Source organism: Rahnella laticis, from assembly GCF_015644585.1.
Taxonomy (GTDB): domain Bacteria; phylum Pseudomonadota; class Gammaproteobacteria; order Enterobacterales; family Enterobacteriaceae; genus Rahnella; species Rahnella laticis.
The window spans coordinates 364,387-390,995 of the sequence record NZ_JADOBI010000006.1 but is presented as its reverse complement, the minus strand read 5'-3'; the positions used below and the strand labels follow the sequence as shown (position 1 = coordinate 390,995).

At 54.0% G+C, this 26,609-nt stretch carries 23 protein-coding genes; 13 read left to right on the top strand and 10 right to left on the bottom strand.

Translation table 11 applies throughout. From position 1 onward, the window contains the following. Nucleotides 1-99 precede the first annotated feature (99 nt). From dnaA to IV433_RS15895, 11 genes are all read left to right on the top strand, one after another. Nucleotides 100-1,491, top strand: coding sequence for a chromosomal replication initiator protein DnaA (gene dnaA / locus IV433_RS15945; RefSeq protein WP_014333276.1), 1,392 nt, complete (start codon nt 100-102; stop codon nt 1,489-1,491). 4 nt (nt 1,492-1,495) lie between these two features. After that, nucleotides 1,496-2,596, top strand: a complete 1,101-nt coding sequence (dnaN, locus tag IV433_RS15940; protein WP_195814967.1) for a DNA polymerase III subunit beta — start codon at nt 1,496-1,498, stop codon at nt 2,594-2,596. Nucleotides 2,597-2,605: 9 nt separating this feature from the next. Continuing rightward, nucleotides 2,606-3,694, top strand: a complete 1,089-nt coding sequence (gene recF, locus IV433_RS15935; RefSeq protein ID WP_195814966.1) for a DNA replication/repair protein RecF — start codon at nt 2,606-2,608, stop codon at nt 3,692-3,694. A gap of 19 nt (nt 3,695-3,713) precedes the next feature. After that, nucleotides 3,714-6,128: a DNA topoisomerase (ATP-hydrolyzing) subunit B gene (gyrB, locus tag IV433_RS15930; protein ID WP_195814965.1), complete on the top strand. Its 2,415-nt coding sequence runs from the start codon at nt 3,714-3,716 to the stop codon at nt 6,126-6,128. A 147-nt stretch (nt 6,129-6,275) separates the two neighbouring features. Continuing rightward, nucleotides 6,276-7,091, top strand: coding sequence for a sugar-phosphatase (gene yidA / locus IV433_RS15925; RefSeq protein ID WP_195814964.1), 816 nt, complete (start codon nt 6,276-6,278; stop codon nt 7,089-7,091). A gap of 307 nt (nt 7,092-7,398) precedes the next feature. Continuing rightward, nucleotides 7,399-8,097, top strand: a complete 699-nt coding sequence (locus IV433_RS15920; RefSeq protein WP_195814963.1) for a FadR/GntR family transcriptional regulator — start codon at nt 7,399-7,401, stop codon at nt 8,095-8,097. Continuing rightward, on the top strand, nt 8,094-8,984 hold the full coding sequence (locus IV433_RS15915) for a 2-dehydro-3-deoxygalactonokinase (RefSeq protein ID WP_195814962.1): 891 nt from the start codon (nt 8,094-8,096) through the stop codon (nt 8,982-8,984). Before IV433_RS15920 ends, IV433_RS15915 begins: the two co-directional genes overlap by 4 nt. Beyond that, the gene (locus IV433_RS15910) at nt 8,968-9,585 is read left to right on the top strand and encodes a 2-dehydro-3-deoxy-6-phosphogalactonate aldolase (protein WP_195814961.1); all 618 of its coding nucleotides are present in this window, start codon (nt 8,968-8,970) and stop codon (nt 9,583-9,585) included. The genes IV433_RS15915 and IV433_RS15910 overlap by 17 nt, the downstream gene beginning before the upstream one ends. After that, nucleotides 9,582-10,730 carry a galactonate dehydratase gene (gene dgoD / locus IV433_RS15905; protein ID WP_195814960.1) on the top strand — a complete coding sequence of 383 codons (1,149 nt, stop codon included), beginning with the start codon at nt 9,582-9,584 and terminating at the stop codon, nt 10,728-10,730. The genes IV433_RS15910 and dgoD overlap by 4 nt, the downstream gene beginning before the upstream one ends. 109 nt (nt 10,731-10,839) lie before the next feature. Further along, entirely contained in the window at nt 10,840-12,135 is a 1,296-nt protein-coding gene (locus IV433_RS15900) for an MFS transporter (protein ID WP_195814959.1), read from the top strand. Nucleotides 12,136-12,202: 67 nt separating this feature from the next. Next, entirely contained in the window at nt 12,203-13,468 is a 1,266-nt protein-coding gene (locus IV433_RS15895) for a DUF3748 domain-containing protein (RefSeq protein ID WP_195814958.1), read from the top strand. Between the two features lie 51 nt (nt 13,469-13,519). Here IV433_RS15895 and IV433_RS15890 read toward each other — a convergent pair whose 3' ends face one another. Next, nucleotides 13,520-13,897 (bottom strand): YceK/YidQ family lipoprotein, encoded by a 378-nt coding sequence (locus IV433_RS15890; protein WP_195814957.1) that lies wholly within the window; start codon nt 13,895-13,897, stop codon nt 13,520-13,522. 391 nt (nt 13,898-14,288) lie between these two features. Here IV433_RS15890 and ibpA point away from each other — a divergent pair, with 391 nt between their 5' ends. Next, nucleotides 14,289-14,699, top strand: a complete 411-nt coding sequence (ibpA, locus tag IV433_RS15885; RefSeq protein WP_195814956.1) for a small heat shock chaperone IbpA — start codon at nt 14,289-14,291, stop codon at nt 14,697-14,699. A 118-nt stretch (nt 14,700-14,817) separates the two neighbouring features. Next, nucleotides 14,818-15,252, top strand: a complete 435-nt coding sequence (ibpB, locus tag IV433_RS15880) for a small heat shock chaperone IbpB (protein ID WP_195814955.1) — start codon at nt 14,818-14,820, stop codon at nt 15,250-15,252. A gap of 78 nt (nt 15,253-15,330) precedes the next feature. Here the strand turns inward: ibpB and IV433_RS15875 are convergent, their stop codons facing one another. From IV433_RS15875 to IV433_RS15835, 9 genes are all read right to left on the bottom strand, one after another. Next, nucleotides 15,331-16,581, bottom strand: coding sequence for a valine--pyruvate transaminase (locus IV433_RS15875; RefSeq protein WP_195814954.1), 1,251 nt, complete (start codon nt 16,579-16,581; stop codon nt 15,331-15,333). 129 nt (nt 16,582-16,710) lie between these two features. Further along, a complete protein-coding gene (gene ghrB, locus IV433_RS15870; RefSeq protein WP_195814953.1) occupies nt 16,711-17,688 on the bottom strand; it encodes a glyoxylate/hydroxypyruvate reductase GhrB in 978 nt (325 codons plus the stop codon). A 14-nt stretch (nt 17,689-17,702) separates the two neighbouring features. Further along, a complete protein-coding gene (locus tag IV433_RS15865; protein ID WP_195814952.1) occupies nt 17,703-18,980 on the bottom strand; it encodes an MFS transporter in 1,278 nt (425 codons plus the stop codon). Between the two features lie 28 nt (nt 18,981-19,008). Then, nucleotides 19,009-19,758, bottom strand: coding sequence for a sugar phosphate isomerase/epimerase family protein (locus IV433_RS15860; RefSeq protein ID WP_195814951.1), 750 nt, complete (start codon nt 19,756-19,758; stop codon nt 19,009-19,011). 211 nt (nt 19,759-19,969) lie between these two features. Next, the gene (locus IV433_RS15855; RefSeq protein WP_195814950.1) at nt 19,970-21,004 is read right to left on the bottom strand and encodes a LacI family DNA-binding transcriptional regulator; all 1,035 of its coding nucleotides are present in this window, start codon (nt 21,002-21,004) and stop codon (nt 19,970-19,972) included. Nucleotides 21,005-21,071: 67 nt separating this feature from the next. Beyond that, nucleotides 21,072-22,358, bottom strand: coding sequence for an MFS transporter (locus tag IV433_RS15850; RefSeq protein ID WP_195814949.1), 1,287 nt, complete (start codon nt 22,356-22,358; stop codon nt 21,072-21,074). 57 nt (nt 22,359-22,415) lie between these two features. Continuing rightward, the gene (locus tag IV433_RS15845; protein ID WP_195814948.1) at nt 22,416-24,542 is read right to left on the bottom strand and encodes an alpha-galactosidase; all 2,127 of its coding nucleotides are present in this window, start codon (nt 24,540-24,542) and stop codon (nt 22,416-22,418) included. 141 nt (nt 24,543-24,683) lie between these two features. Further along, on the bottom strand, nt 24,684-25,691 hold the full coding sequence (locus tag IV433_RS15840; RefSeq protein ID WP_195814947.1) for a LacI family DNA-binding transcriptional regulator: 1,008 nt from the start codon (nt 25,689-25,691) through the stop codon (nt 24,684-24,686). 104 nt (nt 25,692-25,795) lie between these two features. Next, complete coding sequence (locus tag IV433_RS15835) at nt 25,796-26,458, bottom strand: OmpA family lipoprotein (protein ID WP_195814946.1); 663 nt, start codon at nt 26,456-26,458, stop codon at nt 25,796-25,798. Between the last annotated feature and the right edge of the window lie 151 nt (nt 26,459-26,609).

The following is a 26,609-nucleotide window of genomic DNA, read 5'->3' as shown; positions in this document are numbered from 1 at the left end:
AATTTCCCCCATTGCCGGGCGGAACGTGTGCCAAAAATCATGATTTAAAAAATATCCTGATCCTTTTCTTTTTTTATACTTGTTCGAGTGGAGTCCGCCGTGTCACTTTCGCTTTGGCAGCAATGTCTTGCCCGTTTGCAGGATGAACTACCTGCCACAGAATTCAGTATGTGGATACGCCCCCTACAGGCGGAACTCAACGACAATACGCTGGCGCTTTACGCCCCGAATCGTTTTGTCCTGGATTGGGTTCGTGACAAATACTTAAACAATATTAACGGCTTGCTTAACGATTTCTGCGGTACGGATGCTCCGTTGCTGCGTTTTGAAGTCGGCAGCAAACCGGTGATTCAACGCGTCAGTCAACCTGTCGCGGCCAGCGTCAGCTCACAGGCTGCGCCCGCTATTCCACGTCTGGCTCCGTCCCGCCCAAGCTGGGACAGTTCTCCGGCTCAGCCCGAACTTTCTTACCGTTCTAACGTCAACCCGAAACATACTTTCGACAACTTCGTTGAGGGTAAATCAAACCAGCTGGCTCGCGCGGCGGCGCGTCAGGTGGCTGATAATCCGGGTGGCGCTTACAACCCGCTTTTCCTTTATGGCGGCACCGGTTTGGGTAAAACCCACTTATTGCACGCGGTCGGCAACGGCATCATGGCGCGCAAAGCCAATGCAAAAGTGGTGTACATGCACTCCGAGCGCTTTGTGCAGGACATGGTGAAAGCCCTGCAAAACAACGCCATTGAAGAGTTCAAACGCTACTACCGCTCAGTCGACGCCTTGCTCATCGATGACATCCAATTCTTTGCTAATAAAGAACGTTCGCAGGAAGAGTTCTTCCACACCTTTAATGCCCTGCTGGAAGGTAATCAGCAGATCATCCTGACCTCTGACCGCTATCCGAAAGAGATCAACGGTGTTGAAGATCGTCTGAAATCGCGTTTCGGCTGGGGGCTGACGGTGGCGATCGAGCCGCCTGAGTTAGAAACCCGCGTGGCGATCCTGATGAAAAAGGCTGATGAGAACGATATCCGTCTGCCCGGCGAAGTTGCGTTCTTTATTGCTAAACGTCTGCGTTCCAATGTGCGTGAGCTTGAAGGTGCACTGAACCGCGTAATTGCCAATGCCAACTTTACTGGCCGTGCGATTACTATCGACTTCGTTCGTGAAGCGCTGCGCGATTTGCTGGCGCTTCAGGAGAAGCTGGTCACTATCGATAATATTCAGAAAACAGTGGCCGAATATTATAAAATCAAGGTCGCTGACCTGCTCTCCAAACGGCGTTCCCGTTCGGTAGCCCGCCCACGCCAGATGGCGATGGCGCTGGCGAAAGAGCTGACCAACCACAGCCTGCCAGAAATCGGCGATGCGTTCGGTGGTCGGGACCATACCACGGTGTTGCACGCCTGCCGGAAAATCGAGCAGTTGCGTGAAGAAAGTCACGACATCAAAGAAGATTTCTCCAACTTAATCAGAACATTATCTTCCTAGCGCTATGAAATTTATTGTTGAACGTGAGCATTTGCTGAAACCACTGCAACAGGTCAGTAGCCCGCTGGGTGGACGACCGACGTTGCCAATTCTGGGTAACCTGTTATTGCAGGTGACGGATGGCGCGTTGTCGCTGACCGGGACGGATCTGGAAATGGAGATGGTGGCGAAAGTCGCGCTGTCTAAGCCACATGAAGCCGGGGCGACCACCGTTCCTGCGCGTAAATTCTTTGATATCTGCCGTGGATTGCCAGAAGGCGCGGAAATTTCCGTCGCACTCGATGGTGACCGCATGCTGGTTCGTTCAGGCCGCAGCCGTTTCTCGCTGTCGACCCTGCCGGCAACAGATTTCCCTAATCTCGATGACTGGCAAAGCGAGGTGGAATTCACCCTGCCGCAGGCCACGTTGAAACGTCTGATTGAAGCCACGCAGTTTTCCATGGCGCATCAGGACGTCCGGTATTATTTAAACGGCATGCTGTTTGAAACCGAAGGTGAAGAACTGCGTACCGTGGCGACCGACGGTCACCGCCTGGCCGTTTGTTCGATGCCTATCGGCCAGTCACTGCCTTCGCATTCGGTGATCGTGCCTCGTAAAGGTGTGATGGAACTGGTGCGTTTGCTCGACGGCGGCGACACCACGCTGCAACTGCAAATCGGCAGCAACAACATCCGTGCGCACGTCGGTGACTTCATTTTCACGTCCAAGCTGGTTGATGGCCGTTTCCCTGATTATCGCCGCGTATTGCCGAAAAATCCGGACAAAACGTTGCAGGCAGGTTGTGACCTGCTGAAACAGGCCTTTGCCCGTGCAGCCATTCTTTCTAACGAAAAATTCCGTGGTGTGCGTTTGTACGTCAGCCATAACCAGCTGAAAATCACCGCCAATAACCCGGAACAGGAAGAAGCAGAAGAAATTCTGGATGTCGGCTACGAAGGCACCGAAATGGAAATCGGCTTTAACGTCAGTTACGTGCTGGATGTGCTGAACGCGCTCAAGTGCGAAGACGTTAATCTGCTGCTGACCGACTCGGTTTCCAGCGTACAGATTGAAGATGCTGCGAGCCAGTCGGCCGCGTACGTTGTCATGCCGATGAGGCTCTAGTCTGAATTAATGGCCTTAACGCGCTTACTGATAAAAGATTTCCGCAACATCGAGGCGGCGGATTTAGATCCCTCGCCGGGTTTTAACTTTCTCGTCGGTCCCAACGGCAGCGGTAAAACCAGCGTGCTCGAGGCGGTATATACGCTCGGGCATGGCCGCGCTTTTCGCAGTTTGCAGGCCGGACGCGTTATTCGCCACGATCAGCCTGAATTTGTGCTGCATGCGCGGGTTGATGACGGCGGCGATCGTGAATTATCGATTGGCCTGAGCAAAAGCCGTCAGGGCGACAGTAAAGTGCGCATCGACGGCAGCGACGGACATAAAGTGTCTGAACTGGCGCAGATGTTGCCGATGCAACTTATCACGCCCGAAGGCTTCACCCTGCTCAATGGCGGGCCGAAGTACCGGCGGGCGTTTATCGACTGGGGTTGTTTCCATCACGATCCCGGTTTTTTTATCGCCTGGAGCAACCTGAGACGGTTACTCAAGCAACGCAACGCCGCGTTGCGACAGGTGAGTCGCTATGCGCAAATTCGTGCCTGGGATCAGGAACTGATCCCGTTAGCCGAGCGTATTAGCGAATGGCGGGCGGCATACAGCGAAGCGATCGCGGCTGATATCAGCGCGACCTGCGCACAATTCCTGCCTGAATTCGCCCTCAGTTTTTCTTTCCAGCGTGGATGGGACAAGGAAACCGAGTACGGCGAGTTGCTGGAGCGTAATTTTGAACGCGACAGAGCCTTAACCTATACCGCATCAGGTCCACACAAAGCGGATTTCCGCATTCGTGCCGACGGCACGCCGGTGGAAGATTTACTGTCCCGTGGGCAGCTGAAATTACTGATGTGTGCGCTCCGGTTAGCGCAGGGTGAGTTTCTCACCCGACAGAGCGGGCGGCGTTGCCTGTATCTTCTTGACGATTTTGCCTCCGAGCTGGATGCCGACAGACGTCGGTTGCTGGCGGATCGCCTGAAAGCCACCCAGGCACAGGTTTTTGTCAGTGCGATAAGCGCTGAACAAGTGACCGACATGATGGGTGAAAAGGGCAAGATGTTCCGCGTGGAACAAGGTAAAATAGCCGTTCTATCACAGGACTAAAAATGAGCGAGAAACGTTGATGTCGAATTCTTATGACTCCTCAAGTATCAAGGTATTAAAAGGGCTGGACGCGGTGCGTAAGCGCCCCGGCATGTATATCGGCGATACCGATGACGGCACTGGTCTGCACCACATGGTATTCGAGGTTGTGGACAACGCTATCGACGAAGCCCTCGCGGGCCACTGTTCAGAGATTCAGGTCACGATCCACGCAGACAACTCCGTCTCCGTGCAGGATGATGGTCGTGGTATTCCTACCGGCATTCATGAAGAAGAGGGCGTTTCTGCTGCTCAGGTCATCATGACCGTTCTGCATGCTGGCGGTAAGTTCGACGATAACTCGTACAAAGTTTCCGGTGGTCTTCATGGCGTGGGTGTTTCCGTCGTTAACGCCTTGTCGGAAAAACTGGAGCTGGTTATCCGCCGCGAAGGCAAAGTGCACACCCAGACTTACGTGCACGGCGAGCCACAAGATCCGCTGAAAGTGATCGGCGATACCGATCAGACCGGGACCACGGTGCGTTTCTGGCCGAGCTTCAACACTTTCACCAATAACACCGAATTCGAATATGACATTCTGGCTAAACGCCTGCGCGAACTGTCATTCCTGAACTCGGGTGTCGCAATCCGTTTGCTCGACAAGCGCGATGGCAAAAACGATCACTTCCATTACGAAGGCGGTATCAAAGCTTTCGTGGAATATCTGAACAAGAACAAAACGCCAATTCACCCGACCGTATTCTATTTCTCCACGGTGAAAGACGATATCGGCGTTGAAGTTGCGTTACAGTGGAACGACGGCTTCCAGGAAAACATTTACTGCTTTACCAACAACATTCCACAGCGCGATGGCGGGACTCACTTAGCCGGTTTCCGTTCGGCGATGACCCGTACCCTGAATGCGTACATGGATAAAGAAGGTTACAGCAAGAAATCGAAAATCAGTGCTACCGGTGACGATGCCCGTGAAGGCCTGATTGCTGTGGTTTCCGTAAAAGTTCCGGATCCTAAGTTCTCTTCTCAGACCAAAGACAAACTGGTTTCTTCCGAAGTGAAAACCGCGGTTGAAACGCTGATGAACGAAAAACTGGTGGATTACCTGATGGAAAACCCATCAGACGCCAAAATCGTTGTCGGTAAAATCATCGATGCAGCGCGTGCCCGTGAAGCGGCGCGTAAAGCACGTGAAATGACCCGTCGTAAAGGCGCACTGGATCTGGCAGGTTTGCCGGGCAAACTGGCGGACTGTCAGGAACGCGACCCGGCTCATTCCGAACTGTACTTAGTGGAAGGGGACTCAGCGGGCGGCTCTGCAAAACAAGGCCGTAACCGTAAGAACCAGGCGATTCTGCCGTTGAAAGGTAAAATCCTCAACGTTGAGAAAGCGCGCTTCGACAAAATGCTGTCTTCTCAGGAAGTGGCGACGCTGATCACCGCACTGGGTTGTGGTATTGGCCGTGACGAATACAACCCGGACAAACTGCGCTATCACAGCATCATCATCATGACCGATGCCGACGTCGATGGTTCACACATCCGTACTTTGCTGTTGACCTTCTTCTACCGTCAGATGCCTGAAATTGTTGAACGCGGTCATGTGTTTATCGCACAGCCGCCGTTGTACAAAGTGAAGAAAGGCAAGCAGGAACAGTACATTAAAGATGACGAAGCAATGGATCAGTATCAGATCTCCATTGCGATGGACGGCGCAACGCTGCACGCCAACGCGCATGCACCGGCACTGGCGGGCGAACCGCTGGAAAAACTGGTGGCTGAACATCACAGCGTGCAGAAAATGATTGGCCGTATGGAACGTCGTTATCCGCGTGCACTGCTCAACAACCTGATTTATCAGCCGACGCTGGCCGGTACTGAACTGGCCGATCAGGCTAAAGTTCAGGCGTGGATGGAGTCGCTGGTGGCGTTGCTCAACGAAAAAGAGCAGCACGGCAGCAGCTACAGTGCCATCGTGCGTGAAAACCGCGAACACCAGATTTTCGAACCGATTCTGCGTATCCGTACTCACGGCGTAGATACCGATTACGATCTGGATGCTGATTTCATTCAGGGCGGCGAATACCGCAAAATCTGTGCTCTGGGTGAAAAACTGCGTGGCCTGATTGAAGAAGACGCGTACATCGAACGTGGCGAACGCCGTCAGCCAGTGACCAGCTTCGAGCAGGCGCTGGAATGGCTGGTGAAAGAGTCCCGTCGTGGTCTGTCGATTCAGCGTTACAAAGGTCTGGGCGAAATGAACCCTGATCAGCTGTGGGAAACCACTATGGATCCTGAGCAACGTCGCATGTTACGTGTGACCGTGAAAGATGCCATTGCCGCTGACCAGTTGTTTACGACGCTGATGGGCGATGCGGTTGAACCGCGCCGCGCCTTCATCGAAGAAAACGCCCTGAAAGCCGCCAATATCGATATCTGATGAACGTCTGATTGGGTCTGCTGAAAAAGTCCGAAACGGGAAACCGCTTCGGGCTTTTTTTTCGTCTGTTGTTCCCCGCATTCTGGCTGGCTTTAGCCCGGCATGTCGCTTAGCATTGAGGAAGATTTTTCAAACTCTGAGGATGCTATGGCTATTGAATTAATTGCAATTGATATGGACGGGACATTGCTCAATCCGCAGCATGAAGTGACACCTGCCGTAAAAAAAGCGTTATCCGATGCGCGTGCGAAAGGTGTGCAAATTGTTCTGGCGACGGGCCGTCCGTTTATCGGCGTGCAGCGTTATCTGAAAGAACTGGATTTGCAGCAGGAAGGTTGTTACTGCATCACCAACAATGGTGCGCTGGTCCACAACGCGAAAGATGGCAGCGTAATCGCCGAAATATCCCTCAAAATTGAAGATTATCATTACTTCGAGCAACTGGCGCGTGAGCTTGGCGTGCATTTTCATGCGCTGACCAAAACCGACCTTTACACCGCGAACCGTCATATCAGCAAATTCAGCGTGCATGAATCCTTCACGACCGGCATTCCGCTTCAGTACTGCCCGGCGGAAGAAATGGATGCATCCCTGACCTTCCCGAAAATCATGATGATTGATGACCCTGAAGTGCTGGATCGCGCCATCAGCCAGCTTCCGCAGGAAGCCAAAGATCGTTATACCGTCATGAAAAGCTCACCGTATTTCCTCGAAATCCTGGATAAACGCGTGAATAAAGGCGAAGGCGTTAAAGTGCTGGCCGAAAAACTGAGTATTCCGCGTGAAAACGTCATGACGCTGGGCGACCAGGAAAATGACATCGCGATGCTGGAATACGCCGGGGTGGGTGTTGCGATGGGCAATGCGCTCGACAGCGTAAAAGCCGTCAGCCAGTTCGTCACCAAAACCAATACTGAAGACGGTGTGGCGTTTGCCGTGAACAAGTTTGTGCTGGGCCAGTAATTTCCTTTCCTGATAAAAATCGTCTGTTTCTGTGAAGGGAAACGGACGTTCTTTCTGCCGTGATCGCTGTTTCCTCTCTTTCTGATTAACCTCTCACGCTCTTTCTGACGTTTTTTTCCGCAATTCTGCCCGCTTTTGTCTTTGTGTTGTCCGTTTTGTGATCTGAATTGTAGTACAACAATAATGAATGGTACTACCATATGCGCAATGTGAGTGTTAAGTCATACAGGATTGTGCAGCAATCCCAAGACCTGAATGCGCCGGAGCGGTAAAGTACGTTGTTTATTCTTTCAGCCCAGGAGCATTTATGAACTCATCTGAACTCAGCAAAACCGATCGTCTTGTCATTGAAATGGGGCAGCAAATCGTGAGCGGGAAATATATTCCCGGCGCGGCGCTGCCTTCTGAAATGGAGCTTTGCGAACAGTTTGATACTTCACGCAACATCATTCGTGAAGTGCTGCGTTCGTTAACGGCGAAACGGTTAGTGGAAATTAAGCGCTACCGGGGCGCGTTCGTCTGCCCGCGTAATCAGTGGAATTACCTGGATACCGACGTCTTGCAGTGGGTTCTGGCCAGTGATTACGACCCGCGTTTAATCGCGGCAATGAGCGAAGTGCGTAACCTGGTTGAACCGACCATTGCGCGCTGGGCGGCAGAGCGGGCGACATCTGGCGAACTGGCGGTCATTGAAGACGCGCTCAACAGCATGATTGCCCATCATCAGGATCGCGATGCGTTTAACGAAGCGGATATCCGCTTCCATGAAGCCGTGCTGGCGGCGGTGCATAACCCGGTTTTACAGCAACTGAGTATCGCCATCAGCTCGCTACAACGGGCGGTGTTTGAAAGAACGTACATGCCGGATGACAGCAATATGCCGCTGACACTGCGTGAACATCAGGAATTGTTCAACGCAATCCGGCACCAGGATGCCAATGCAGCGGAGCAGGCGGCCATGAAAATGATTGCCTCTTCGACGAAACGACTCAAGGACATTACATGACAGCAAGCTATATCGCGCTCGACTGGGGTTCAACCAACCTGCGCGCTTTCTTGTATCAACAGGGGAAATGTACCGCACACATCCGTTCAGAACGTGGGATCACCCGGCTGGACGGCACCACGCCTCAGCAGGTTTTCAGCGAAGTGATTTCGCCGTGGCAGTCTTTGAATCTGCCCGTGATTATGGCGGGCATGATTGGCAGTAACGCTGGCTGGGTAGATGTTCCTTATCTTTCTGCGCCGGTAAATATTGATTCTCTCGGTCAGCATCTTTTCCCGGTAGAAGCCGCCCTGCCGGTAAAAGCCTGGATTGTGCCGGGGATCTGCTTCAATCGTGACGATAACTGCAACGTAATGCGCGGCGAAGAAACCCAGCTTCTGGGCGCCTATGACGAATCTCCCGCCTCCTTATATCTGATGCCCGGTACGCACAGTAAATGGGTACATGCCGAAGGCAGCAAAATTTGTGATTTTCGCACCGCGATGACGGGCGAACTTCACCATCTCCTGATGAATTATTCGCTGATCGGCAAGGGTCTGCCTGAACAGCAAAACTCTGCGGACATCTTCCGGCAGGGGCTCGAATCCGGTTTTTGTCAGCCTGAAATCACGGGGCGCTTATTTGAAGTCCGCGCCGCGCATGTGCTGAACCGGCTGGCGAAAACGGCGGTCAGCGACTGGCTTTCCGGCCTGCTGATCGGCAGCGAAGTCGCGCAGATGCTCAGCCACTTTGGCGGTGAACATCGCATCACCGTTATCGGGAATCCGCTGTTAACTGGCCGCTACGGACAGGCGCTCGATCTGGCCGGTATTGGCTGGCAGGCCCTCGACGGCGACCAGGCTTTTCAATCAGGTATAAGGAGAATTGTGAATGCAATGGGCAACTGAAATTCCACTGATCGGTATTTTGCGGGGGATCCGCCCTGAGGAAGTGAACGCGCATATTTCGGCGCTGCTCGATGCCGGTTTTGACGCCATCGAAATACCGCTCAACTCGCCGGACTGGCAAAAAAGTATTGCGCTGGCGGTCGAAAATTTTGGGGGGCGTGCGCTGCTCGGAGCAGGAACCGTGCTGAAACCGGAACAGGTCGACGAACTGCATTCGCTGGGAAGCAAACTGGTGGTCACGCCAAATACCTGCCCGGACGTTATCCGCCGCGCGGTTGAGCGTGGCATGACCGTTTGCGCGGGATGCGCGACGGCCACCGAAGCGTTCAGCGCGCTGGATGCCGGTGCGCAGGCGCTGAAAATCTTCCCTTCTTCCGCTTTTGGCCCCGACTACATCAAAGCGCTGAAAGCCGTACTTCCGCCGGATGTGCCGGTATTTGCCGTCGGCGGCGTCACGCCTGAAAACCTTTCGGTTTACCTGAACGCCGGTTGCGCCGGTGCCGGGCTGGGCAGTGATTTGTACCGCGCAGGCCAGACGCCTGAAACGACCGCGCAGAAGGCGAACGCATTTATCAAAGCCTATAAGGACGCAACGCAATGAAAGTCACCAAACTGACCACCTACCGCTTAGCCCCGCGCTGGATGTTTTTGAAGATTGAGACGGACGAAGGCATTACGGGCTGGGGTGAACCGGTTATTGAAGGGCGCGCGCGCAGCGTGGAAGCCGCGGTTCATGAGCTGAGTGAATATGTTATCGGGCAGGATCCGGCGCGTATCAACGACATCTGGCAGACGCTGTATCGCGGCGGATTCTATCGCGGTGGTCCGATTCTGATGAGCGCGATTTCCGGTATTGATCAGGCGCTGTGGGACATCAAAGGCAAGGCGCTGAGCGTTCCGGTTTATCAGCTTCTGGGCGGTCTGGTGCGGGACAAAATCAAAGCCTACAGCTGGGTCGGTGGCGACAGACCGTCTGAACTCATTGATGGCATTAATAAATTACGCACAATTGGCTTCGATACCTTCAAGCTAAACGGCTGCGAAGAAATGGGTATTATCGAAAACGCCCGTCAGGTCGATGCCGCAGTTTCACAGGCGGCGCAAATCCGCGCTGAGTTCGGCAATGAAATTGAATTTGGTCTGGATTTCCACGGTCGCGTCAGCGCGCCGATGGCAAAAGTGCTGATCAAAGAGCTCGAACCGTATCGCCCGTTGTTTATTGAAGAACCGGTTCTGGCCGAACAATCTGAATATTATCCGCGCCTTGCCGCACAAACGCATATTCCGATTGCCGCCGGTGAACGCATGTTCTCGCGCTTCGATTTCAAACGCGTGCTGGCCGACGGTGGCCTGGCGATTGTTCAGCCTGATTTATCTCATGCAGGCGGCATTACCGAGTGCTTCAAAATTGCCGCAATGGCGGAATCTTACGACGTTGCCCTCGCGCCACATTGTCCGCTTGGCCCGATTGCACTGGCCGCGTGTCTGCATATTGATTTCGTTTCGCGCAATGCCGTACTTCAGGAACAAAGCATGGGGATTCATTATAACCAGGGTGCTGAATTACTGGATTACGTTATTAATAAAGACGACTTTAAAATGAATGACGGATATTTCTATCCTTCAAATAAACCGGGCTTGGGCGTCGAAATTAACGAAGAGCTGGTAATTGAACGCAGTAAAAATGCCCCTGACTGGAGAAATCCACTCTGGCGTTATCCGGACGGTACTGTAGCAGAATGGTAAAACGAATTTCGTAAAATATAAAAAATTACTTCGCATTAAAAATATCAGGGGAATTTCTGAGTCACCCTTACGCCTGTTATTATAGGATAACCATTAATAGGAAATAAAAATGGATACCACCCTACAAGTCAGACCGACCAAAAGACGTTATATCACCTTGCTGATGATCTTTATTACTGTGGTGATTTGTTATGTTGACCGCGCGAATCTGGCCGTCGCGTCTGCCCATATTCAGGAAGAATTTGGCATCAGCAAAACGCAGATGGGCTATATATTTTCTGCTTTTGCGTGGACGTATACCGCCTGTCAGATCCCCGGCGGCTGGTTTCTCGACAGATTCGGGTCGAGAGTCACCTATTTTATTGCCATTTTAGGCTGGTCCGTCGCCACCTTATTCCAGGGTTTCGCCGGCGGATTAGCGTCACTGATTGGCCTGCGCGCCGTGACGGGCATGTTTGAAGCACCGGCTTTTCCGACCAATAACCGCATGGTTACCAGCTGGTTTCCGGAGCAGGAACGTGCGTCTGCCGTGGGCTTTTACACCTCCGGGCAGTTTGTCGGTTTAGCCTTCCTGACGCCGCTGCTGATCTGGATCCAGGAGATGCTGAGCTGGCACTGGGTGTTCATCATTACCGGCGGTATCGGGATTATCTGGTCCGTACTGTGGTTCTGCATTTACCAGTCTCCGCGTAAAAGCAAAGGCGTGAATGCTGAAGAACTGGAACATATCCGTGCCGGTGGCGGATTAATTGATGGCGATACGCAAGCGGATAAGAAGACATCCGTACCGTTTACGGCGTCTGACTGGAAACTGGTTTTTAACCGCAAGCTGGTCGGCGTGTATTTAGGGCAGTTCGCGGTGGCTTCCACGCTGTGGTTTTTCCTGACCTGGTTCCCCAATTACCTGACGCAGGAAAAACACATTGCCGCGCTGACCGCAGGCTTTATGACTACCGTGCCGTTCCTGGCTGCTTTTCTCGGTGTGCTGTTATCCGGGCTGGTGGCGGATAAACTGGTTCGCAACGGTAAATCCATCGGCTTTGCACGCAAACTGCCTATTATCAGCGGGCTCTTATTATCCACCTGTATTATGGGCGCGAATTATACCAATGATCCGATGTGGATAATGATATTAATGGCACTGGCTTTCTTTGGTAACGGATTTGCTTCAATTACCTGGTCGCTGGTTTCCTCTCTTGCTCCGGTACGGTTAATCGGATTAACGGGCGGCGTATTTAATCTTGCGGGCGGATTGGGCGGAATTACCGTGCCATTGGTTGTCGGGTATTTAGCGCAGGATTATGGCTTTGCACCGTCATTAATTTATATTTCCGCCGTGGCTTTATTAGGTGCGCTTTCTTATATATTCCTTGTGGGTGAAGTGAAACGCGTCGGCGATATCTGACGATTGTCTCCGCTGTCTGCCTGTCGTAGTCTTAGCCCATTCCAATAAGGTATGGGCTTTTTCACACATGAACGAAAAACAGTTAACTTCCGATGCCCGCGGGCATCAGTTGACCAACATTAACGTCTGGACGCCGGACAGCCAGTGGCTGGTGTATGACGTGCGTCCGCACGGTGGCTCTTTCACCGGCTCGACCATTGAGCGTGTGAATGTGAAAACCGGCGAGACGGAAGTCCTTTATCGCGCCGGTGAAAATGCTCATGTGGGCGTGGTGACAGTCAGCCCGGACCAGCCGGCCCGTTATGCGTTTATTCATGGCCCGGAAAACCCGTATGACAGCTGGCAGTATGATTTCCATCATCGCCGCGGTGTCATTGTCTCTGAGCCGCAGCGCGCGCAGGCCGTTACGCTCGACGCGATGGACATCACCGCGCCGTTTACGCCGGGTGCTTTACGTGGCGGCACGCATGTTCACGTTTTCAGCCCCGACGGCTCCTGCCTCAGCTTTACCTACAACGACCATGTTTTGCATGAACTGAATCCTGCTCTGGATTTACGCAACGTCGGCGTCGCCTTATCGGCACACCCCGTCACGCCGCCAAAACATCATCCCCGCGAATACGCTGGCAGCCATTTCAGCGTTCTGGTCAGTGAAACCACCGTGACGCCACAGCCCGGCAGCGACGACATCAACCGCGCTTATGAAGAAGGCTGGATAGGCCAGAAAGGCTATCTCAAACCGGACGGCAATCGTCAGCGCCGGGCGCTGGCTTTCATTGGCGACACGCTTTCCGCCAGCGGAGAAAAGCATCCGGAAATTTTCGTGGTGGATTTGCCGCAAGACGACGCGGATTACCTGAAAGCAGGGGAAAAACCGTTGCAGGGAACGCCGGACACACTGCCTGCGCCACCGGCGGGCGTGAAACAGCGACGCATTACGTTTACCGAAAAAGGCATCGCCGCCCAGCCGCGTCACTGGTTACGGTCTTCGCCGGATGGCAGCCAGATTGCGTTTCTGATGAAGGATGAAAAAGATGTGGTGCAGTTCTGGACGGTATCGCCCAATGGCGGCAAACCGGTGCAGATCAGCCATTCGTCCAGCGGAATTCAGTCGGCGTTTAGCTGGAGCCCGGACGGAAAAGCGGTGACGCTGGTATGCGATAACAGCCTGATGCGCCTTGATGTGGAAAGCGGAGAAATGCACCGGCTGACCGTAAGAACGGACATCGCGCCGTGCGCGGATGCCGTAGTGTATTCCCCCGATGGCAGCCAGATAGCTTTTATGCGTCAGGTGGGGGAATTTGCGCAAATCTTCGTGACGGCCAGCCGCTGATATTTTATCTAACCGGCCGGTCTGGCCGGTTTCACTCCCTCAGGCCGAGGCTTACTTTTTATGCGTGGAGGATTTCTGCGTGCGCGGCGTCGTGGTCATCGGCGGAACGTGATCGATATCGACCCCGTTGCTCAGCGCAATGTTGTGCTCTTCGCTGGCTTTGACGCGGTCGCGCGTCGTGACTTTTCCGCTGCGATAATAATCATAAGGCAGCAAAACCGTATCGAGTAAGGCGCTGAAAGGTAAATCCACTAACAGCAGCGGGGTCATCGCCCAGCTGGTGTCGTCGCTTTTCATCATGTTAACGTCTGAACGCGTGCCCGAATAATACCCTGTATCGCCACCGGTATGGCTCATGACGCTGGAACAGCCGCTCGTCGCTAAAAAAACACATCCTGTCATCAGCGGCGTTAATACAAATTTCTTCATGATAGAACTCATCTTATGCTGTCAGGCTGAGCTTTTACGTCAAAGTGACTTATACCACTCAGCACAAAAAATTAACAAAGCAAGCTGTAGCTCTGTGGCTGCGATCCCATTAAGTGTAATTACTATTTGAAATCTTGCAGGAAACCGCCTGCTGTCCCTGGCTTTTCGCCCTCGTAATATTTGTATTCTGACGCCCGCAGTTCAAACGAAAACAAAATTTTTGTCTTTTTCTTGCGAATGCCTACTTGAAATACTCTCTTTCATCGCCATTTTTAATGTACGACGCAGGGGAACGATCGCCGGAAGGGATCGTGAATATAAACTGCGCCGCGAGCCTGTCCCATCCGGAAGGCTATATACATACACTCGCTGAATGTCAGGAGAAGTAGTAATGCGTAATTTTGATTTATCACCACTATACCGCTCTGCAATTGGTTTTGACCGTTTATTTAATCTTATCGAATCGGGTCAGAATCAGGGTGGCGGCTATCCTCCTTATAATGTTGAATTGGTTGACGAAAACCATTACCGGATTGCCATCGCGGTAGCGGGATTTGCCGAATCCGAACTGGACATTACAGCGCACGACAATATGTTAGTGGTCAAAGGCGCGCATGCACCGTCTGACGCTGACCGCACATATTTATATCAGGGCATTGCTGAGCGTAATTTCGAACGCAAATTCCAGCTGGCCGAACACATTCAAATTAAAGCGGCCAATTTGTCGAATGGTTTGCTGTATATCGATCTGGAACGCATCGTTCCTGAAACGTCTAAACCACGGCGTATCGAGATCCGCTAAGCGTTTATAAAGACAACGCACAAATGAAAAAGTTTAAGCTCGCCGTCAGGGGGCTGAACCGTCACACCCCAATCGGGCGACGGATTAATTAATCTCGCTTCAAAGAAGGAGTTACACCATGCGTAATTATGATATTTCCCCATTACTTCGTCAGTGGATTGGTTTTGATAAATTAGCCAGCTCAATGCAGGGCGGCGATCAGGCTTTTCCTCCGTACAATATTGAGAAGTCTGACGACAATCATTACCGCATTTCACTGGCACTGGCCGGTTTCCAGCAGAGTGAGCTGAATATTGAAGTTGAAGGGCCGCGTTTAACCGTCAGCGGCGCCCCGGCTCAGCAGGAAACCAAAGTGGAGTATTTGCATCAGGGATTAGTGATTAAGCCTTTCACCCTGAGCTTCACGCTGGCAGAGCACATGCATGTGTCGGCCGCCGAGTTTGTAAACGGCCTGCTGCACATCAATCTGGTGCGTGACGTACCGGAAGCTTTGCAGCCACAGAAAATTGCGATCGGCACCGAGAAACCTGCACTGGAGAATCAGTCAGCGTAATCCGGCGGCAGAGTCGCTAAAAACGAAAACAGGAGGACAAATGTCCTCCTGTTTTTTTATGCCTGCTGCGCAGAAAAATTAATTTTCGGCGTGCGCTTTCTCGACTTCTTCCGCCAGAATTTTCACGCCGCGTTCAATCTGTTCGGCGTCCGGCACGTAGTTCATGCGCATGCACTGATGCGTGTGCGCCCACGGATGCTCCAGCCCCGGGAAGAAATAATCCCCCGGCACCATCAGCACGCCGCGCTGTTTCAGGCGCTGATACAACACTTCAGTCGTAATCGGCAGATCCTTAAACCACAGCCACAGGAAAATTGCGCCTTCCGGTTTGTGGATCAGGCAACGCTCTTCCGGCAGATAGCGGCGCAGCGTGGCGATGGTTTCCTGCACGCGCTGGTAATAAAACGGTTTGATGACGTCTTCGGAAAGCCGCAGTAAATCGCCACGGGCGATCATTTCATTGGCGATGGCTGGCCCGACGCTGCCGGGCGACAGGCTGATAATCCCGTTCATGTTGCTGATCGCTTTGATGATTTTCTCATCGGCAATCACGATGCCGCAGCGGGAACCCGGCAGGCCGAGTTTCGACAGGCTCATGCACAGAATGATATTCGGGTTCCACAGCGGTGTTGCATCGGTAAACACGATGCCGGGGAACGGCACGCCATAGGCGTTATCGATTAATAACGGGATATCTTTTTGCTGCGCCAGTGCATCGAGGCGGATCAGCTCTTCGTCAGTAATCACGTTGCCGGTCGGATTGGTCGGGCGTGAAACGCAGATCAGGCCGATGTCATCGGTGATATTCAGATGATCAAAATCGACGTGATATTTGAACTGGCCTTCGGGCAACAGCTCGATATTCGGTTTGGCGGAAACAAACAGGTTTTCGTCCAGCCCGGCGTCTGCGTAACCCAGATATTCCGGGGCCAGCGGGAACAGCACTTTCGACATGCTGCCGTCGGCGCGGCGTCCTGCGAACAGGTTAAACAAATAGAAGAAGGCGCTCTGGCTGCCGTTCGTCAGCGCAATATTTTGCGCATCGAGCTGCCAGCCGAGTTCTTTCTGCAACATTTCTGCCAGTGCGTGACGCAGTACGTCCTTGCCCTGCGGGCCGTCGTAATTGCACAGCGCTTCGGTCAGCTTGCCTTCAGCCAGCATTTCCGTCAGCAGCGTCTGGAAATAATCCTGCATCTCAGGGATCTGCGCCGGATTACCGCCGCCCAACATCACAGCACCTGGTGTGCGTAAACCGTCATTCATATCGCCCATCAGGCGGGTAATGCCTGAAAAACGGGTAAATTTGTCACCGAAAGCAGAAAACGTCATAGAAAGCTTTGTATGTTATCGAAATGTGATGCCCACCATAACGCCTGAGGCAAAGCAGTGCAATCCGACCACGGGGTTTTGAATTGTCCTTCCCCTTCAAAACAACTGAAAGGGAAGGACAGGAAGGGATTACTTTCTGAGAACTTCCGGATTCACGCAGAACTGTTTAACGTCGCCGTTCAGGGCGGCGATCAGGTTATCCACCGCACAGGCCGCCATATCGTAACGGGTCTGATGCGTCGCGGAACCCACGTGCGGCAGCGCCACCACGTTGGGCAGGCTCAGCAGCGGGGAACCTTTCGGCAACGGTTCTTTCTCAAACACGTCCATCCCGGCACCATAAATCGTCCCGTCTTTCAGCGCTTCAATCAGCGCTGGTTCATCAATGACCGGGCCACGACCGGCGCTGACCAGCACGGCGCTGGACTTCATTTTCGCCAGCTGTTCCTTGCCGATCAGGTGGAACGTCTCTTTGGTCATAGGCAGCAGAACACAGACGAAATCTGATTTCTCCAGCAGTTCGTCCAGCTCACATTTGCGTGCGCCAAAACGCTCTTCCGCTTCGGTATGCTGACTGCGTGCGTTGTACAGAATCGGCATATCAAAACCGAAATGCGCACGTTGCGCGAGCGCCAGGCCGATACGGCCCATACCCACGATGCCCATGGTTTTGTGGTGAACATCAATGCCGAACCAGTCCGGGCCTACGTTTTGTGTCCATTCGCCCGCTTTCACACGTTCGGCCAGATTCACGACGCGGCGGGCAGTCGCCAGCACCAGCGCCATCACGGTATCGGCGACCGTATCGGTCAGCGCGGTCGGGGTATGCATCAGCGGGATTTCACGACGCGTCAGCTCTGCCACGTCAAAATTATCGTAGCCTACGGAGCTGGTGGAAACGGCGCGCAGGCGCGGTGCGTGATCCAGCAAATCTTTATCCACCCGCCCGCCTGAGCCCAGCAACCCTTCTGCATTCTGCAATGCGTCTAAAACCTGCGCACGGTTTTCTTCAGTGATGTCATCAAATTGAGTGATGGCGAAATGCTGTTCCAGGCGTTGTTGCAGGTCTGCGGGTTGTTTCTTATACACAACGATAGACGGCTTCATCAATTACAACTCCCTCAGGTTAAGGAAACTTCTTTTTGTTTCATTTCAGATTGTCGCGGTTTTACCAGCAGGGTTAATCCTGCGGAAACCAGTAACGACACGGCCATAAAAATAAAGGAGGCTGCCGGGCTGCCCGTATTACCGTTCAGATAGCCGACAAACCAGGAACCAAAGAACGAGCCAAGCGCTCCGAGGCTGTTGATTAACGCCATTGCGCCGCCGGAAACATTCTTCGGCAGCATTTCAGGAATGATGGCGAAAAACGGGCCATACGGGGCATACATTGCCGCGGCAGCGACCACCAGTAAACTGTACGAAAGCCAGAAATTGTTTGTGCCAACGGCCCATGAACCAAAGAATGCCAGCGCGCCGACCAGTAAAAGCGGCCAGACAAATAACCGGCGGTTTTGCATCTTGTCAGAAGCCCACGACACCAGAATCATGGCGATAGTGGCCGCCAGATATGGCACGGACGACAGCCAGCCCGCTTCGACCATGCCCATCGATTTCCCGTCGCGCAAAATCGACGGCAGCCACAATACAAAGCCGTACACGCCGATGCTCCAGAAGAAATATTGCAGGCAAAGAAAAATGACGTTCCGCGAACGGAAAGCGTCGCGATAACCGCCCACCGCCTGAATACTTTTCTGCTCTTTTTCCAGCTGTTCGGCCAGCGCGCTCTTCTCCTGACTGCTCAGCCAGCTGACTTCTTCGGGTTTATCCTTGACGGTAAACCACCAGATAATCGCCCAGATCACCGCAGGAATGCCCTCGAAAATAAACATCTCGCGCCAGCCGAACGACTTGATCAGATAGCCGGAAAGCACCGACATCCACAACACCGTGACCGGATTGCCGAGGATCAGAAACGTATTGGCGCGCGAGCGTTCGGACTTCGTAAACCAGTTGCTGATATACACCAGCATCGCGGGCATGACCGCGGCTTCCACCACGCCCAGCGCGAAACGGATCACCGCCAGCATCGGAATATCAGTGACGACACCGGTCAGCGAGGCGAATCCGCCCCACAGCAAAAGGCACCAGAAAATCAGCTTTTTAACGCTGCGCCGCTCGGCGTAAATAGTGCCGGGGATTTGGAAGAAGAAATAACCTAAGAAAAACAGCGCACCCAGCAGGGACGACATACCTTTGGTGATGCCGAGATCGTCATTAATGCCCGCCGCCGACGCGAAACTGAAATTCGAGCGATCGACATAGGCCAGGCTGTACGTGATGAACACGACCGGCATGATGTACCACCACCGGCGGGCGGCGATCCCGGGCTGTTTCATGGCGATTTCTCCTGATGAGGCATCAGAATTATTGACGCAGCAGTTCGGTGTAATAACGTGTCACGGCGGTCAGGTCATCCCCTTCCAGCGGGAATTCGATGCCGCGCGGCACATCCTGAGGCAAAAGTTTTAACAGCGGTTCCCAGCTGCCGTCGCTGTTATCGAGCGCCACGGCGTGCCATTTGCCGTCGCGCTGTTCCGCCGCTTTCACATGCACATAACCCACATGGCGCGCCAGGCGTTCAGCGGCGGCGGTCGGATCCTGACCCACCCACAGCCAGTTCGCTGTATCAAACGTCAGGCTCAGCGGCAGATGCAGCGATTCCGCCGCAAACGCAAAGGCATTAATGCGCGACAAAATTCCGCAATCGCTCGACTGGTCATTTTCCACCACCAGTTTGACGGTCTGAGAATCCAGCAGTACGCGCAACGGCGTCAGATCCGCACCGGGTTCAAATTCGCCCAGCGAAAACTTAATGGTGCGGGCACCTAAAACATGCGCTTCGGAAAAATACTGTTTTGCATCCGGATTCAGTTTGCCGCCCGAAATGAACAGCGGGAAGGGCACCGAATAGACCGAAAACAGCCCGTGGCGCTTAATGTTTTCCGCCAATTCGGGCAGGGCATCCAGTTCCTGCTCGCTGAACAATTCACGACGAATTTCCACACCGTTTGCCTGCGCGTCTGCAATGATTGAAAGCAGCGCGGCCTGCCCGCCAAGGGCCTTCACCACGCTGTTTCCGTAAGCGGCGGTGACAATGACGACTTCTCTTTTCATGCGAGTGTATCCTGGTAAACGCGCCACTGCGGCGGCGCAGGCGATCAAATCCAAAACATCATTTTAGTAAAACAAACGGCAGTTGGAGATGTTGTTAATGTTTTGTTTCGTTTTATACAACCTAATTGGAACCGGTTCCAATCAACAGGACAAAAGGCCAAAAACATGATCCCGCTCACGAAGAACGGGGCAGAAAACGGAGGAAAAAGAATCAGCGCGCTGCGGTGGAACCGCGTGCAATCAGCTCGCCGGAGAATTCCAGGTCTTTAACGGGATCGGTATTTCCCTGTATCCGCGCGACCAGCTGGCCGAGCGCGGCGACGCCCATTTCGTAGGTCGGCTGTTTGAGCGTGGTGATCCCGACGCCTGCCAGTTCGGCCCAGACCAGTTCGTCGAAACCGGACAATCCGATGTCCTGTCCCCAGACAATCCCCAGCCGTCGCATGGCGCGCGCGACCTGCAATGTGAGCGTACCGTTCACGCACATCACGGCTTTTCGTTTGTCGGGATGGCGGGCAATAAATTCACGCAGCAGATTATCCAGTCCGTCGGTATTCGAAATCTCAATCTCGCCCTGTTCGGCGATGTGCTGCGGCGACTGCTGCATGCGCTGGAGGAAAGTACGCAGACGGTCGAAACGGGTATTAATAGTGGCGGGTTCGCTGATAAAAAGCAGAGCGTCGAAACCCTGTTGCAGAAGGTGATCGGTCATCATCTGCGTGGCTTCGACGTTGTTCAGGCCGATCACATCACAGGCGAAATTCGCGACTTTGCGGTCGATCAGCACCATCGGTAAATTGGCCTGTTGCAGTGTGGAAATCGCTGCTTCACGCATGCCGACGGCGTTCACGACAATGCCGTCCACGCGATAACTGCTGAGCAATTGCAGGTAATGTTTTTCCTGATCGAGCTCGTTATTGGTGTTACACACCAGCAGCGTCAGCCCTTGCTGGCGGCAGGCGGCTTCGACGCCGCGCATGACTTCAACGGAATACGGGTTGGTGATATCGGCAATAATCAGCCCAATCAGACGCGTCTGGCCGCTTTTCAGGCTGCGCGCCATCTGGCTGGGCTGATAATCGAGCAGGGCGATCGCCCGTCCGATACGTTCTTTTAACGCGTCGGACAGCAGGTCTTTTTCACCGTTGAGATAACGTGAAACGCTGGTTTTACCCGTTTTCGCGGCGCTGGCGACATCACGTATCGTGGCGCGTACCGGTGCGCCCGGCTCCTGTTTTTTGCTCACAACCTTTCTCCCGTCATGCTTGTCCCACGGAGACTAGCACAGAGTGCCGAAAGGCTGCATCCGTTACTCAGCGCAACCCTTCCGCCGGTCTGGCCGCCGGAACCGCCTGTTTCTCCGGCCGGTTACTCAGCGTAAACGCGGAAATGAGGGTGACGCCAAAGGCGATGCCGCCGAGGATCAGATAGGTATCGCTGAACCCGATGCGGTCATACAAACTGCCGGCAAACGCCGAAAGGAAAATCGCCGCCAGCTGTTTGGCAAAGTTAAACCCGATCAGATAAATGGTCGCCGAGAACCGGACATCAAAAATCTGCGTGATGTATTTGAATACGCCGACCAGCAGGAACGGCACTTCCAGCGCATGCAGCATTTTCAGCAAAATGACTTCGATGGCGGTGGTCGCAAATGACGAGCCGACAATGCGGATCGACATAATGGTGCCCGCCAGCAGCAGCGTATTTTTTGCGCCGATGCGGTTAATAATCCACGGCGAACAGAACATGATCAGTGCGTTACACAGCTCGCCCGCGGTGGTGACGTAGCCGAACATTTCCGTGCCTTGTTGCGGTGAGGCAAAGAAGGTTTTGAAGAACGTGGCGAATTGCTGATCAAACACGTCGTAGACGCAGGCGACGCCGATCACGTACAAAATCAGCATCCACAGTTTGCGTTCTTTCAGCAGCAACGCCGCCGTTTTCAGCGAAAATTGCGGCTGATTGGCGCCCAGTTTATCCATCACCACGGCATTCTTGTTTTCCTGCGGACGGGAAATCAGCAGCAGAACCATCAGGATCAGCGCCGCGCCGGAACCCATCCAGAACACGATATTCGGGTTGATGTTAAACAGCACGCCTGCGGTCGAGGCGCAAATCCCCCAGCCAAAACAGCCGAACATCCGCGCCTTACCGTATTCAAAGGCGCTGTTGCGGCTGACCCTTTCGATATACGCCTCGGTTGCGCCAGAACCGCCGGCAAAAACGAAGCCGATATACGCGCCGCCGAGGATCGCGCCGAGCACGATATTGATTTTCAGCAGCGGGGCGAAGACGTAAATAAAGAACGGCGCGAACAGGAAAAGCAGCACGGCGATAATCCACAGCAGATGTTTTTTGAGGCCGAGCTTGTCAGAAATAACGCCGAAAATGGGCTGAAACAGAATCGCAAACAGCGACATGCTGGAGAACACGATGCCGGTTTCCGTTTTGCTCAGGCCGATAATGTCCGAAAGCCAGATCGGTAAAAACGGATAACAGGTCGCCATAATGAAGAAATAGAGGAAGAAATAGGCGCCAAATATCCAGAAGTTGGTATTTTTTTTATAGAAACAGCGATCGGAAGTTTGTGTAGGATTCATAGTGATTTCCTTGCCGAAACCATGAAAACCGGCACCTGAGTACCGGCGTTATTTTTGTTATCTGATTTCTTCGAAGCCCAGAAGCAGGGCGCTTTCCGGATCCATCACCGGCAATGTCAGCCCGGCATTCGCCAGCCATTCACCGCTCAGCACCGGCGATTCGTGCAGCCATGCCGGTTGAACGCGCATGGTGTGGCCGCTTCCGCCGCCTGCCAGCAATTCCGGTTCATCCAGCACGGTGACGCGATAACGGGCGTCCGGGTTCAGCCCCGGCACCCGCAGCGTTCCCGGTAATGACCAGGTCGGCATCGCAAGCTGGCTGACCAGAAACACCGCGCGATCGCCGCTGTCGCTGACCACGCCGTTAATCAGCATGGAATCATCGTGACTGTCGACGCGGTACACATCGCCGCTGTGCAGCAATGGCCGAAGTTGCTGATGCAGGCGGGTATATTTCGCGAATCCGGCGCGTTCGGCTTCGCCTTCTTTCACCGGATCCAGCTCAATGCCCATGTGCCCGAACAGCGCCGTCAGGCCGCGAAACGCAATGCTGTGCTGGCGCGAGGTGGCGTGGCACAGCTTGTTACCGATGTGCGATCCCATCACTTCCGGCGGGAAGAAATAGCTCATGCCGCGCTGAATTTTCTGCCGTTCCAGCGCGTCATTGTTGTCCGATGTCCAGAAACGGTGGCTACGTTTGAGCACCTCAAAATCAATGCGCCCGCCGCCGGAAGCGCAAGATTCAAACTCAATGTGCGGGAAGCGGCCGCCGAGTACGTCGAGCAGACGATAAAACTGCTGCGTCTGGCTGGTCAGCGCCGCGCGGCCTTCATGCCCCGGCTGAACAATTTCGCGGTTCATGTCCCATTTCACATAATCCACGTCGTGCTCGCCGAGCAGCCAGCTCATGCGTTCCACCAGATAATCAAAGACCTGCGGATTATTCAGATCGAGCACGAACTGATGGCGGCCACTTGGTTGCTGATAACCCGGCAGCGCCAGCAGCCAGTCGGGATGCGCGCGGTACAAATCCGAATCCGGGTTAATCATTTCCGGTTCAACCCAGATACCAAATTCCATGCCGAGTTTTTTGACATGGTCAATCACCGGTTTTAGCCCGTTCGGGTATTTCTTCTCGTCGAGATACCAGTCGCCCAGCGCGGCGCGGTCATGATCGCGCCCGCGGAACCAGCCGTCGTCGATAATGAAGCGTTCAACGCCTAACGCCGCGGATTCGGTCGCCATCTGCATGATGTAGCCGGGATCGTGATCGAAATAGATGCCTTCCCAGGTATTGAGGTGCACCGGACGCGGTTTTTCCACCGGGAAGCGCAGGATCTGCTCACGCACAAACCGGTGAAACTGCTGGCTCATGCGGTTCAGGCCGCTGGCGGAATAACTGGCGTAGAGCCACGGCGTTTCCAGCGTTTCTCCTTCTTCGAGACGCTGTTCGCCGGGGAAATACAGGACTTCAGCCTGCACCACGCGGCGGCCATCGGTTTTGATATCTGCCCGCAGGCGATGATTGCCGCTCCAGCCCAGATGCATTCCCCAGACTTCACCCTGTTCTTCGCCAAAACCCGGATGACCGATCATCATCGCCGGAAAATGTTCAGAGGAGGTTTTGCCGCGACGGTTTTCCTGAATTACGCCGCCGTGATCCAGCAACGTGCGGTGCGGCTGAAACTCTTTGATCCAGCGGCCATGAAACGCCATCACTTCGGCAGCGCGCTCCGGCAGCGGCAGCGTAACGGCCAGACGCGTCAGCTGATAAGTGCCGGGTTTCAGGTTGGTCAGCGCATTTCGTGCCTGCAAAACACCGCTGGCGTCCAGATGCAGTTCACTGCGAAATTGCAGCCCGGCTATCGGGTCTTCGGTGGTGATGGTCAGTTGATTACCGTGATGCCGGACGTCCGTGGTATTGAAGACCGGCGACCAGTCCAGGCCGTCGCGGTGGCCTTCCACGCCCGGATTTCCGAACGAACCGCGGCCAGAATCGGCGCTGAGATTGACCGGTGCATCGACATCAATACGGCCATTGGGTACTGCGCGGCTCAGGGAAATCAGGTCTTGCGCTGAAAACTGGCTGAGGCGTTTTCCCCAGTAAAGGATTTCGGCAAACGGCGTGCAGCGCACGATCAGGCTGGTGTGTTCACTGGTTAAATGGACGGTCTGGTTTTCCATATTGTCACAACTCCACAAGGGTAAAATGCGGCGATAAAACGCGATTTTGTGGAGTAACTATTGATCCGAAACGTTTCGGATGTGAAATGTGACATTCCAAATTTGTGATATAGGGTGGAAAAATAATCTAAAGAGGAAGTATCAGCGTGGTGGATGTGCGGTGACGCCCGCCTGCAATTCTGGCTGCCAGAGAACCTGCAAATTCTTCAGGGGTTCGTTGCGGATCAGCGCCCGCGTCATGTCGGCAATTTGCAGCCCGACCGCTTCGCGCGTGCCCTGACGAACAGCCGTGACGGCGACGTCGGGCACGCTGTCGGAAGGTAATCCGTCAAAAATAATCAGCGAAACGCCGCCGCTGAGCAGCAAACCAGCTTCGTGCAACGCCAGCGCCGCGCCTTCGCCGTGCATATTGCAGTCGCAGACCAGTGCGGTTGGCGGCTGAGGTAACGCCAGCAGCGCCTGCGTGGCCTGATAGCCGGCACGACGGCTGGGGCTGACTTTATGCGCGTAATCCGGATTGAGCGGCAGATGGTTCGCCCGCAAGCCATCGAGATAGCCCTGATGGCGCTGCCCGATAAACGACTGCTGATTGTTCTCGCCGAGAAACGCGATACGGCTGTGGCCAAGTGCCGCCAGATGATCGACCGCCATCTGCATTCCGGCGCGGTTATCGAAATCAAACCAGGCGTAATCCTGCGTCAGACACTGGCTGCGCCCCAGCGCCAGAAACGGGAAATTACGCTGCTGCAAATCCAGCAGGCGCGGGTCGTTATCCAGCGTATGCGCCACCAGCATGGCATCCACACGTTTACTTTCGATCAGCCGCCGCCACGAAAACGTGCCGAGTTCGTCCGGTACCAGCAGCAAATCGATTTCATATTTCGCCAGTTCACGGGTGATACAGCCAACCATTTCGATAAACGCAGAATTGCTTAAGGGATGGGAAGTGAAGGGGAAAATCAGTCCGACGGCGTCGATCTTGCCCATTTTCAAACGGCGGGCGAGAGTGTTTGGCCGGTAGCCGCGTAAATCTGCTGCCGCCTGAACCCGCGCTTTGGTATCCGCTGAAACGTCATCGTAACCGTTCAGCGCACGGCTGACGGTGGTGACAGAGAGACCGAGATCTTTCGCGATAGCTTTCAGCGACATACTGATTTCCGTTGCACAAATAAGGGAGGATTCTTTGGCGGAGGATAGCACAAACGAAAAAACGGAGCCCTGAGGCTCCGTTCTTATTTTGGATCTGACCGCGATTACTGCATCGGGCTGAGGGTGATTTCCACGCGGCGGTTCTGCGCTTTACCGGCCTCAGTGCTGTTGCTGGCAATCGGATTATCCGGGCCTGCGCCGGTCGTCCGCACGCGGCTGCCTTCAACGCCTTGCGTGATAAGCGCGCTGCCGACGCCATCAGCACGTTGCTGCGACAGCTTCATGTTGAGTGCGCGTGTACCGGTGCTGTCGGTGTAACCGACGACGTTAACGGCGGTTTTCGGATACTCTTTCAGTACCATCGCCACGCCGGTCAGCGTGTTCGCGCCTGCCGGTTTCAGCGTGCTGCTGTTGGTGTCGAAGGTCACATTGTTCGGCATATTCAGTACGATATTGTCGCCCTGACGGGTCACGCTGACGCCGGTGCCTTTCATTTTGTCGCGCAGTTTAGATTCCTGCACATCCATGTAATAACCCGCACCGCCACCCAGTGCAGCACCTGCCGCCGCCCCGATCAGCGCGCCTTTACCGCGATCGTGTTTGGATGAAGAAAGCATGCCGACGCCCGCGCCGAGTGCGGCACCGATGCCCGCGCCAATGCCGGATTTGCCTGCTTCTGATTCCCCGGTGTAAGGATTGGTGGTACAGGCGGAAAGGCCCATCGTCACACACAGCACGCCTGCAACCACTAGAAGTCTTTTGTTCATCTTATTTCCTTTCTGGATGTTTATTTTTTCAGAACTTTACTGCGGCATTATGACTGCTCTTTTTACGGCAAGTTGCACAGAAAAAGGTGTCAAAACATAAACAAATGCAACAGGCAGATTTCAGCCCTGCGGCGTTCTGGCGCTCTTTATG

What these genes read in the sequence shown, in the direction of transcription:
- dnaN (WP_195814967.1), top strand. Translation starts at nt 1,496, where the DNA reads ATGAAATTTATTGTTGAACGTGAGCATTTGCTGAAACCACTGCAACAG.
- recF (WP_195814966.1), top strand. Translation starts at nt 2,606, where the DNA reads ATGGCCTTAACGCGCTTACTGATAAAAGATTTCCGCAACATCGAGGCG.
- gyrB (WP_195814965.1), top strand. Translation starts at nt 3,714, where the DNA reads ATGTCGAATTCTTATGACTCCTCAAGTATCAAGGTATTAAAAGGGCTG.
- yidA (WP_195814964.1), top strand. Translation starts at nt 6,276, where the DNA reads ATGGCTATTGAATTAATTGCAATTGATATGGACGGGACATTGCTCAAT.
- IV433_RS15920 (WP_195814963.1), top strand. Translation starts at nt 7,399, where the DNA reads ATGAACTCATCTGAACTCAGCAAAACCGATCGTCTTGTCATTGAAATG.
- IV433_RS15915 (WP_195814962.1), top strand. Translation starts at nt 8,094, where the DNA reads ATGACAGCAAGCTATATCGCGCTCGACTGGGGTTCAACCAACCTGCGC.
- IV433_RS15910 (WP_195814961.1), top strand. Translation starts at nt 8,968, where the DNA reads ATGCAATGGGCAACTGAAATTCCACTGATCGGTATTTTGCGGGGGATC.
- dgoD (WP_195814960.1), top strand. Translation starts at nt 9,582, where the DNA reads ATGAAAGTCACCAAACTGACCACCTACCGCTTAGCCCCGCGCTGGATG.
- IV433_RS15900 (WP_195814959.1), top strand. Translation starts at nt 10,840, where the DNA reads ATGGATACCACCCTACAAGTCAGACCGACCAAAAGACGTTATATCACC.
- IV433_RS15895 (WP_195814958.1), top strand. Translation starts at nt 12,203, where the DNA reads ATGAACGAAAAACAGTTAACTTCCGATGCCCGCGGGCATCAGTTGACC.
- IV433_RS15890 (WP_195814957.1), bottom strand. Translation starts at nt 13,897, where the DNA reads ATGAAGAAATTTGTATTAACGCCGCTGATGACAGGATGTGTTTTTTTA.
- ibpA (WP_195814956.1), top strand. Translation starts at nt 14,289, where the DNA reads ATGCGTAATTTTGATTTATCACCACTATACCGCTCTGCAATTGGTTTT.
- ibpB (WP_195814955.1), top strand. Translation starts at nt 14,818, where the DNA reads ATGCGTAATTATGATATTTCCCCATTACTTCGTCAGTGGATTGGTTTT.
- IV433_RS15875 (WP_195814954.1), bottom strand. Translation starts at nt 16,581, where the DNA reads ATGACGTTTTCTGCTTTCGGTGACAAATTTACCCGTTTTTCAGGCATT.
- ghrB (WP_195814953.1), bottom strand. Translation starts at nt 17,688, where the DNA reads ATGAAGCCGTCTATCGTTGTGTATAAGAAACAACCCGCAGACCTGCAA.
- IV433_RS15865 (WP_195814952.1), bottom strand. Translation starts at nt 18,980, where the DNA reads ATGAAACAGCCCGGGATCGCCGCCCGCCGGTGGTGGTACATCATGCCG.
- IV433_RS15860 (WP_195814951.1), bottom strand. Translation starts at nt 19,758, where the DNA reads ATGAAAAGAGAAGTCGTCATTGTCACCGCCGCTTACGGAAACAGCGTG.
- IV433_RS15850 (WP_195814949.1), bottom strand. Translation starts at nt 22,358, where the DNA reads ATGAATCCTACACAAACTTCCGATCGCTGTTTCTATAAAAAAAATACC.
- IV433_RS15845 (WP_195814948.1), bottom strand. Translation starts at nt 24,542, where the DNA reads ATGGAAAACCAGACCGTCCATTTAACCAGTGAACACACCAGCCTGATC.
- IV433_RS15840 (WP_195814947.1), bottom strand. Translation starts at nt 25,691, where the DNA reads ATGTCGCTGAAAGCTATCGCGAAAGATCTCGGTCTCTCTGTCACCACC.
- IV433_RS15835 (WP_195814946.1), bottom strand. Translation starts at nt 26,458, where the DNA reads ATGAACAAAAGACTTCTAGTGGTTGCAGGCGTGCTGTGTGTGACGATG.